8 protein-coding genes are annotated in these 7,509 nt (G+C 42.5%); 4 read left to right on the top strand and 4 right to left on the bottom strand.

The annotated features are described in order from the left end of the window. Window positions 1–111: 111 nt before the first annotated feature. Window positions 112–252 (bottom strand): hypothetical protein, encoded by a 141-nt coding sequence (locus AB1L08_RS09200; protein ID WP_413064367.1) that lies wholly within the window; start codon window positions 250–252, stop codon window positions 112–114. 292 nt (window positions 253–544) lie between these two features. Between AB1L08_RS09200 and AB1L08_RS09195 the strand changes: the two genes are divergently transcribed. Both AB1L08_RS09195 and AB1L08_RS09190 read left to right on the top strand, forming a co-directional pair. Then, window positions 545–1,411: a CvfB family protein gene (locus tag AB1L08_RS09195; protein WP_413064366.1), complete on the top strand. Its 867-nt coding sequence runs from the start codon at window positions 545–547 to the stop codon at window positions 1,409–1,411. Window positions 1,412–1,912: 501 nt separating this feature from the next. After that, window positions 1,913–2,578, top strand: coding sequence for a potassium channel family protein (locus AB1L08_RS09190; protein WP_413064365.1), 666 nt, complete (start codon window positions 1,913–1,915; stop codon window positions 2,576–2,578). Window positions 2,579–2,623: 45 nt separating this feature from the next. Here AB1L08_RS09190 and rnjA read toward each other — a convergent pair whose 3' ends face one another. Together rnjA and AB1L08_RS09180 are read right to left on the bottom strand one after the other, a co-directional pair. Continuing rightward, entirely contained in the window at window positions 2,624–4,291 is a 1,668-nt protein-coding gene (gene rnjA, locus AB1L08_RS09185) for a ribonuclease J1 (protein WP_413064364.1), read from the bottom strand. 3 nt (window positions 4,292–4,294) lie between these two features. Then, window positions 4,295–4,504 (bottom strand): DNA-dependent RNA polymerase subunit epsilon, encoded by a 210-nt coding sequence (locus AB1L08_RS09180; RefSeq protein WP_413064363.1) that lies wholly within the window; start codon window positions 4,502–4,504, stop codon window positions 4,295–4,297. 456 nt (window positions 4,505–4,960) lie between these two features. Here AB1L08_RS09180 and AB1L08_RS09175 point away from each other — a divergent pair, with 456 nt between their 5' ends. Then, complete coding sequence (locus tag AB1L08_RS09175) at window positions 4,961–5,758, top strand: Cof-type HAD-IIB family hydrolase (protein ID WP_413064369.1); 798 nt, start codon at window positions 4,961–4,963, stop codon at window positions 5,756–5,758. Between the two features lie 34 nt (window positions 5,759–5,792). Here AB1L08_RS09175 and def read toward each other — a convergent pair whose 3' ends face one another. Continuing rightward, window positions 5,793–6,347, bottom strand: a complete 555-nt coding sequence (gene def, locus AB1L08_RS09170; RefSeq protein WP_413064362.1) for a peptide deformylase — start codon at window positions 6,345–6,347, stop codon at window positions 5,793–5,795. 147 nt (window positions 6,348–6,494) lie between these two features. Between def and AB1L08_RS09165 the strand changes: the two genes are divergently transcribed. Then, window positions 6,495–7,139, top strand: coding sequence for a YkyA family protein (locus AB1L08_RS09165; RefSeq protein ID WP_413064361.1), 645 nt, complete (start codon window positions 6,495–6,497; stop codon window positions 7,137–7,139). The last annotated feature ends 370 nt before the right edge of the window (window positions 7,140–7,509 follow it).

Below are 7,509 nucleotides of genomic sequence, written 5' to 3'. Positions count from 1 at the left end.
TGGGCCTTTTAGGCCGAGGCCGGTAAGAGAGGCTTTCAGCCGCAGAGCAAACCACCAGTTCACACTGGTGGTTTTGAGTATATACAATGAATGTAAGAGTTTGACACGCAATCATTCTAGACGATCGGTATTCATTATAAATTGGCGCGGCAGGCCAATGCCATTGCCCGCACAGGCGTTATTTTGGCGAAACCGGTCAAAGGAAGCGGCCCCCATTGCCCTCGCAGGCGTTATTTCGCCGAAACCGGTCAAAGGAACGTGCCCCCATTACCGATCTTTTCGGGTATAGAATACTAATAGTCAAAAAAGGATGGGAGATCAATGACTGGACGCAGTGGCTTTTTGTCAGATTTTAACGTTGCATTCAAAAGTTCATTTTATATAGTTTCATACATGGTGAAAACCCGTCAATAAGTTGCGTAGAGGGATACGTTTATGACTTATGATCATTGCTTTTTTGGGCTACAATAGGAAGGGTTAAACGGTCATGATATAATTGGATTGATTTTTTGTTTAAACTATAGAGAAAGCAGAGGAGACAAACATGCTTGAACCAGGTACAGTAGTTGATTTGACAGTTGCCCGGGAAGCCCCGTTCGGATATTTTTTGACAAACGGTGAGGAAGATGTCTTGCTTCACCATACGGAAGTTCCGGAAAGTTTTCAGCCGGATCAAAAGCAAACCGTCTTTTTATATCAGGATCATCAAGGGCGCCTTGCGGCCACTCTTACAATTCCCCAAATCAGGAAGGGGCAATACGGCTGGGCCGAAGTAGTGGACGTCAAAAAAGGATTGGGCGTATTTATTCATATCGGGCTTAAAAAGGATCTGCTTGTTTCAAAAGATGATTTGCCGGAGCTATTTCGGTTATGGCCCCAAAAAGGGGATAAGCTATATTGTTCAATGAAAACGGATAAGAAAAACAGGCTATTTGGGAAATTGGCGAATGAGGAAGTAATGAGGGAGCTTTCCGTCCGCGCTGGCCAAAGTGTTTTCAATAAAAACGTGAAAGGCACCGTATACCGGCTCCTTCTTGAGGGCTCCTTGTTTATGTCGGAAGAAGGATATATCGGGTTTATCCATCAATCGGAAAGAAAAGAAGAACCCCGGCTTGGCCAGCAAGTGGAAGGGAGGGTTGTTGCCGTTAAAGAGGATGGAACGATCAATGTTTCGCTTTTGCCGAGATCCCATGAAGTAATCGACGAACATGCCGAACGGATTTACAACTACATGATGGGCCGCGGGGGATCGATGCCTTATACAGATAAAAGCGGGGCCGAGGATATTAAAAAACGATTTTTCATAAGTAAATCCTCTTTTAAAAGAGCGTTGGGAAAACTCATGAAGGAGGGAAAAGTTATTCAAAAGGAAGGCTGGACCCACATTACGGATCAAAGCGATGAAGATTAAACAGGGCTCATGGAGCGCTGTGGTTCCAGGCTGTCTTCCAAAATGAAAAATCTGCGGTAACTTCCGTTTTCTGGAGGGTTTATTTCCAATATGAAAAAAACAATTGGAATTTTCATGACATTTATTTGGGTAACGTTATTCTTCTACTTTTATAACATGTTTATGTCTAAGGGTATTTTATATTTATTAATTGCTATTCCAACTATTTTCATTACATCATTATTTATTCTCAGAAAATCTGGATTTAAGATGTAATTTACCTTCGCTTTCCATAGTTGAGTGGTTTTTTGTAAAGTTAGTTTGGCACTCATAATGCTGAAGACGTAATGGGGGAAGAAAATGTTTAACTGTTTCTACCTGCAGCCAAGAGTTTTTATGCAGGTTACTGGGGGGATGCCCCTCATGAATTAATTTAAATTTTCGCATGAATAGGTCCCAAAGGTATCATGATGGACACTCCACTTGGTTGTGATAGAATAGAATAACAGTGAAAGTGGAGGAATGAAAGTGAAAAAAGAATTTGCCGTCATCGGACTGGGCAGGTTTGGAGGCAGCATGTGCCGCTCACTGACCGAGCAGGGAATGGAAGTCATGGCGATCGATATGGATGAGGAGCGGGTCAATGAATTTGCCTCCATCGTTACACAGGCTGTTGTAGCCGATACAACGGATGAGCAAGTTTTAAAAAGCTTGGGTATACGCAACTTCGACCACGTCATTGTGGCCATTGGAGATAATATCCAGTCGAGCATATTGACGACTTTGATTTTGAAAGAACTCGGTGTCAATCATATTACGGTTAAAGCCCAAAACGATTACCATGAAAAAGTGCTTCGTAAAATAGGAGCGGATCATGTCGTTCATCCCGAAAGGGACATGGGACGAAGAATTGCCCATTATATTGTATCCAACAATGTGCTCGACTATCTGGAATTGTCTGAGGAATACAGCATTGTTGAAATCAAAGTAAATGAATTATTGGCCAGCCAATCCCTTGTCCAACTGGACGTAAGGGCGAAATACGGTTTGAATATTGTCGCCATTAAACGGGGACAAGAAATCATTGTGTCACCAAAAGCGAATGATCCGTTGCAGCTCGGAGATATTTTAATTATTATCGGAGCTGATACCGATATTAACCGGTTTGAAAAGAAAATGCTTGAATAAGAAAATCCTCTTGCACGCCCCCAAGGGCGGACAAGAGGATTTTTGCTATACCTCCATAATGATTGGAAGGATCATCGGCTTTCTTTTTGTCCGTTCATATAAGAACGGCATGAGCGTATCGACAATTTCGTTTTTAATTTCGGACCACTGGGTCGTTTTTCGTTCCATGACTTTGTTGAGATGTTTGGAGATCATCTTTTGCGCCTCGTTGATCAAGTCGCCTGACTCTCTCATGTAAACAAATCCCCTCGATATGATGTCGGGGCCGGCAGCAATTTTATATTCATCCATATCAATGGAAACAACGACAATGACAAGCCCTTCTTCGGATAAGATTCTCCGGTCGCGCAGCACGATATTTCCGATGTCACCAATGCCGCTTCCGTCTATATAGACGGAACCGAAGGGAATTCTGCCGGCAACTTCAGCATGGTCGGCACTGAGGGCAAGCACCTCGCCGTTATCCATAATAAAGCAATTTTCTTCAGGGATGCCACAGTCGACAGCGAGCTGGGCATGCATTTTTTGCATGCGAAACTCTCCGTGTATCGGCATAAAGAATTTGGGTTGAATTAGCCGAAGCATGAGTTTTTGTTCTTCCTGTCCGCCGTGCCCGGAAGTATGGATATCATTCAAGGGACCCGCTATCACTTCAGCACCTGCACGGTAGAGCAAGTTAATCGTCCGGTTCACGCTGTTTGTATTTCCGGGAATCGGGGATGAAGAAAAGACAACTGTATCCCCCGGCTGAATCTGGATTTGCCGGTGGGTTCCGTTGGCAATTCTCGAAAGCGCCGCCATCGGTTCACCCTGGCTTCCGGTACAAAGAATCGTTACTTTATTTGCCGGCATCCTGTTTAGTTGCTGGGTATTGATGAACGTATCTTTTGGCGCCCGGATATAACCCAGTTCTTGTCCAATTTCAATCGCTGCCTCCATGCTGCGTCCGAATACAGCTATTTTTCGGTTGTTGGCAATCGCGGCATCGGTTACTTGCTGCAAACGGTGAATATTGGATGCAAAAGTGGCAAATATGACCCTTCCTTCCACTTTGCGAAAAATATCTTTAATGCTTTCGCCGACTTTGCGTTCCGACATTGTAAAATGGGGGACTTCCGCATTCGTACTGTCGGAAAGCAGGCAAAGCACGCCTTCTTTTCCGATTTCCGCCATTTTGGTTAGATTGGCCGGTTCGCCTACCGGAGTAAAGTCAAACTTGAAATCCCCCGTATGGACGATATTGCCCGGGGGAGTTTTCACGACAATCCCGTAAGAATCGGGGATGCTGTGGGTTGTCCTGAAAAACGTGACGGAAGTTTTGCGAAACTTGATGATATCATCTTCTTTGATTTCAATGAGCTTTGTTTTTCGAAGGAGGCCGTGTTCTTCCAGTTTATTTTTGATCAAGCCGAGTGCTAATTTTCCGGCATAAATGGGAACGTTCACTTGTCGCAACAAGTAAGGAATGCCGCCGATATGGTCTTCATGCCCATGTGTGACAAATAATCCTTTGATTTTGTCTTCATTTTTCACCAAATAGGTATAATCAGGAATGACGTAATCAATGCCGAGCAATTCGTCTTCCGGAAACTTAATTCCCGCATCAATCAAAATGATTTCGTCCTGAAATTGAACCCCGTATGTGTTTTTGCCAATTTCGCCCAAACCGCCCAAGGCGAAAATAGCTGTCTGGTCATTTTTTACAAACTTCATTTGTTATGCATTCTCCAGACTGAAATTCGAGTTTTTTTTCTCATACTCAAGGTATTTTCCTTCAAGTAATTGAATATATTCGATATTTAATGGGCGGTCTTTCAAATAATGGCGTACTTCTCGTTCGCTTTCGGCTTCAACGAATAAAACCTTTGTTTTTTCCCGGACCGGCATCTCATGGATGCTGTCCTGGTAGTATACTTTAAAAATCATGTACTTCTCTCCTTAACTCCGTTGTCAATATTAATTTTCTTTATTATATTAGAAAGCCCGGGTGAATGCATGTTTTTTGGTTGGTGAAAATGCCGGGCAACATACCTGTCACAAAAAGAATAAGCCCTCCTTGAATCAGAGGGTTTTGAAATGGCGATATAATCATTTAAGCAATTGTTTTCTTTCTGAGCAAGTCTTTCCACTGTTTTAAAAGCTTTTTCCGCAGCTTCTTAAACATGGTGGATCACTCCTTATCACTATTTTAACCGATTTTCGTAAAAAGTAAAAGTGCCATAAAGTTTTCTTTCATCCAATTGCAACTCCCGCCCAACGTTTAATAGGAGTTTTGGGATAAACCGGAGCCGTTTTTTATGCGCCGTTTTTGTTTTTATTATATGCTCAAATATAGAGCGGCTCTCATGGGGAACGCTGGAAAATTAGAAAAAAAGAGGGATCATTATGACGAAGATTGTATTTTTCGATATTGACGGTACTTTGCTCGATGGTCAAAAAGAACTGCCTGCATCAGCCAAGGCGGCTGTCCGGCAATTGCAGAAACAAGGTATTTATACGGCCATTGCCACAGGAAGGGCGCCGTTTATGATATCTCCCTTGCTGGAAGAATTAAATATGCATTCCTACATATGTTTCAACGGGCAATATGTCGTTTTTGAAAATGAGGTGATTTACAAAAATCCAATCGATCCCGATGTCCTTCACAAAATGACCGACACAGCAAGGGAGCGTGACTACCCGCTCGTATACATGAATGAAACGACGATGAAAGCGAATGTTCAACATGATGATTTGATTAAAGAAAGCCTGGCTTCATTGAAATTTGCCCACCCGGCATTTGATCCGGTTTTCTATAAAAACAGGGACATTTACCAAGCGCTCATTTTTATAAGGAAAGAGGAAGAGAGATATTTGACGGGGTGTGATGATGTCAATTTCATCCGCTGGCATGAATATTCCCTGGATATCGTGCCGAAGGGAGGATCGAAAGCGGAGGGGATCAAACAAATAGTTGGCAGGCTTGGCTTTACAATGGAAGATGTCATTGCTTTTGGTGATGGAATGAATGACATTGAAATGCTTCAGGAGGCCGGAACAGGAGTTGCGATGGGGAATGCCCGCCAAATTGTAAAAGATCATGCAGACTTGGTGACAACGAATGTTGAAAAAGATGGAATCGTCAATGGATTGAAAGAAATCGGCCTTCTTTCCCGCGGGTTTGAAACGGTCAAAAACTAAAGTAAGGCAGGGGGGCAAAGGCCGCCCCCCCCGGTTATCGATCAACCGGAACAGCATCTTTTGGAACATGGAACGGGTTTTCCTTGTTGATATGATCGTAAAACATGACGCCGTTTAAATGATCAAGCTCATGCTGGAAGACGATGGCAGGAAGTCCCCGCAAACGCAGCCTGATCTCACGGCCGTTTTCATCATACCCTTTTACTTTGATTCGCGCGTGGCGAAGAACATAGCCGGGTATATCACGATCAACGGATAAACACCCTTCGCCGGAAGTCAAATAGGCTTTCTCCACCGAATGGCTTATAATTTTTGGATTGATAAAGCAATAATTGTATTCTTGACCTTTTTCATCTGTGACCCTCATGACGAACATTCTTTTTGAGACATTGATTTGCGGGGCCGCAAGCCCGACGCCCGCCCGGAGCCCGTACCTTTCGCTTGTTACGGGATCCTGGCTGTTTATTAAAAATTCTTCCATTTTTTTTATGGTTTCCATATCTTCGCGGGAGGGCGGCAATGGCACTTCTTCTGCTTTTTTCCTAAGCACGGGGTGCCCGTCCCGGACAATATCCTTCATTAAAATCATGTACATCCTCCTGTAAGTAATACTATATAACCAGTTTACCAAAAAAAATCAGCCAATAAAATCGGCTGGCTTACATAAAACGCCAAAGTTGTAAAACTTATTTTCTCCCTTTATAGTAGAAATGTAGAAACGATGGGAGGAATATCGGTGAAAAAAAGGAAGTTGGCTTTTGTCATATGTGCATCCGCTTTTTTGATGGCAAGTTGCGGAAGCCCGGAAAACAAAATATATAAAACCATCGAAGAAACAGTAGCAATAGAGAAGGATTTTGAAAATCAACAAAAACCGATGACGGAGCTTGAGGAAAGGGAAAACCAAATCTTTCGTGAAATGATGAAGCTTGGAATGAAGCAAATGGACAAAATTACAAAACTCTCCGATGAGGCATTGAAAAATCTGGAAAAACGTGAAGAATATCTTGAAAAAGAAGAAAGCGCAATTGCGGCTTCCAACAAGGAGTTTGAAAAAGTAAAAGAAACCATTCCAAAATTAAAAGATGAAAAGCTGATGGAAAAAGCAAAAGAGCTGGAGAAACTCATGACTGAACGGTACGATGCCCATGCCCAGCTGTCCAAAGCCTATAAAGAAGCGATCAAGGAAGATCGAAAATTATATGAAATGATGAAAAATAAAGATTTAAAGCTGGAAGAAGTAGAACAGCAAATTGCTGCGGCCAACAAGGCGCAGGAAAGGGTCATTGAAGCAAATAAGCAGTTCAACCAATTCACGAAGAAGTTTAATGAAGAAAAGTCGGCCTTTTATAAAGCGGCAGGCATTCAAAATGAATCGTGATTCACGGAAACGGGGGCCAACCGTTTCTTTTTTTACTGTTAAAGTATAAGTTTTTTTAGGAGTGGGGGATGAAGGCCCCGCTGATTGAAGTTTCACCTCATGAATTTTCATCTGAAATAAATCTGCTGCTCCAAAGTGCAGGACGCCCTGGGCGTGTATCCGGGAATTTCGTCAAAAACGGATGGTGAAAGCGCTTCAATTATGTACTATAACAGTAATAAAAATTCGGGTTTTATATAGTACAGTTTTTTAATAAATAATAATACAGGGCTGATATATTCGTTGACGAAAGAGGATTTCTCATGTAATCTAAAAAACGAAGAAGAAATCGCGTTGTGTTATCGTACTTAATAAAATAACTGATACAGAT

Origin of the sequence: Siminovitchia jepli, from assembly GCF_047228825.1 — a bacterium.
In the GTDB taxonomy this organism is placed as follows: Bacteria; Bacillota; Bacilli; order Bacillales; family Bacillaceae_C; genus Siminovitchia.
This window is presented reverse-complemented; position numbering and strand designations above follow the sequence as displayed.

Bases quoted from the DNA above. Each gene is read 5' to 3' on its own strand.
- AB1L08_RS09195 (WP_413064366.1), top strand. From the start codon at position 545: ATGCTTGAACCAGGTACAGTAGTTGATTTGACAGTTGCCCGGGAAGCC.
- def (WP_413064362.1), bottom strand. From the start codon at position 6,347: ATGATTTTAATGAAGGATATTGTCCGGGACGGGCACCCCGTGCTTAGG.
- AB1L08_RS09180 (WP_413064363.1), bottom strand. From the start codon at position 4,504: ATGATTTTTAAAGTATACTACCAGGACAGCATCCATGAGATGCCGGTC.
- AB1L08_RS09190 (WP_413064365.1), top strand. From the start codon at position 1,913: ATGAAAGTGAAAAAAGAATTTGCCGTCATCGGACTGGGCAGGTTTGGA.
- rnjA (WP_413064364.1), bottom strand. From the start codon at position 4,291: ATGAAGTTTGTAAAAAATGACCAGACAGCTATTTTCGCCTTGGGCGGT.